This window comes from Lacticaseibacillus salsurae (assembly GCF_045862175.1).
Lineage (GTDB): Bacteria > Bacillota > Bacilli > Lactobacillales > Lactobacillaceae > Lacticaseibacillus > Lacticaseibacillus salsurae.
The window spans coordinates 1-1,293 of sequence record NZ_BAAFZI010000139.1 but is presented as its reverse complement, the minus strand read 5'-3'; the positions used below and the strand labels follow the sequence as shown (position 1 = coordinate 1,293).

Below are 1,293 nucleotides of genomic sequence, written 5' to 3'. Positions count from 1 at the left end.
CTGGAATTAAGTCAAGTTTTGAGACAGTGAATCTATTTGATTGTTGCGCTGTGATTTCATGGTAATGCGCTCCAAGCCATCATCTGGCCACTCAAATGAGTAAGTTCATATTGCACTGGACTCATCATTTCTAGTCCTGTGTGAATCCGAGTGCGGTTGTACCACTTCTCAATGTATTCGAAAATGTTCGTTCGTGCTTGTTCAAAAGTGCGGTAATTCTCTGGATAAACGTAATGTTCCTCTTTTTTGAAAGAGGCATGAAATGACTCAATAATCGCATTGTCGTAGGGTGTCGCTTTGCGACTATATGAATGTTTAGCGCCAACTGAAACCAAGATTTCTTCAAAATCTTTGCCGGTAAACTGACTGCCAAGATCTGTGTGTACAGTTAATCCCTCATAAACGTCACGATTGATCAACGCGTTACTAAACGCCTTAATGACTAGGGGCTCCGTCATATCGCGACCGTACGCAAAGCCAACGATGCGGCGTGAAAACAAGTCCATGAAAGTACATAAATAAGTCCAACCATCTTTAGCTGTTTTAACGTAGGTAATATCACCTGCCCATTTCTGATTGATGTTGGTTGTGCTAAAGTCTTGCGCCAAGAGGTTGTTTCGCTCAGCTACTGGGTTCGCCGCCGGCGTCGCGCGATATTTTCGGCGAGTGATCGAACACAATCCTTCTTCGCGCATGAGCTTTTGAATCAGTTTTTGACCCACGCGGTCTTTTCGCTGCTGGTTGATCATAAACGTCAGCTTTGGGGCGCCATAGCGGCCTTTTGAGGCTTTATAGGCAACGTGCAGTTGAGCTTTGATTTCTGCTCGGCGCTTCTCAGTTGGCGTTGCTTCGTGATTACAGTAACGATAATAAGAACCGCGTGGTACGGACAAAGCATCAGTGGCTGTGACGATCGGGAAGTCATGAGTTTTGATAAAGGCATACAAGTCGCGGTTCGTCACTTGTTTTGTTTCGCGAAGATGCCCAAGGCTTTTTTTAGGATCTCATTCTCCTGTTTCATCTGAAGATAGTCAGCCCGCATCTTCGCAACATCAGCGCTTGAAAGGTCCTTGGTCGTTGCTTGTTTGTGCTCGGTGAACCATTTGCCCAAAGTCGCGATGGGCACCTCGTAGTCTTTGCTTAATTCGCCTGTCCTTTTGCCAGCTGCGTGCAATTCGATGAGCATGTCTTTGAAATCTTGGTTGTACTTCTTAGCCATAACAGATCCTCCAGTCATCATACTTTGATGTTATTATACTAGATTCACTGTCTCACTTTTGAGGGTAACACCAG

The 1,293-nt window shown here is 45.2% G+C and carries 2 protein-coding genes; both read right to left on the bottom strand.

All coding sequences use genetic code 11. The features are described 5' to 3' along the window. Positions 1-56: 56 nt before the first annotated feature. Positions 57-947 (bottom strand): IS3 family transposase, encoded by an 891-nt coding sequence (locus ACKTSG_RS14270; RefSeq protein WP_054680417.1) that lies wholly within the window; start codon positions 945-947, stop codon positions 57-59. An 11-nt stretch (positions 948-958) separates the two neighbouring features. After that, positions 959-1,219: a hypothetical protein gene (locus ACKTSG_RS14265; RefSeq protein ID WP_054680420.1), complete on the bottom strand. Its 261-nt coding sequence runs from the start codon at positions 1,217-1,219 to the stop codon at positions 959-961. Positions 1,220-1,293: the final 74 nt, after the last annotated feature.

Excerpts from the sequence above, each read along its gene's own strand:
- ACKTSG_RS14265 (WP_054680420.1), bottom strand. The coding sequence starts at position 1,219 with ATGGCTAAGAAGTACAACCAAGATTTCAAAGACATGCTCATCGAATTG.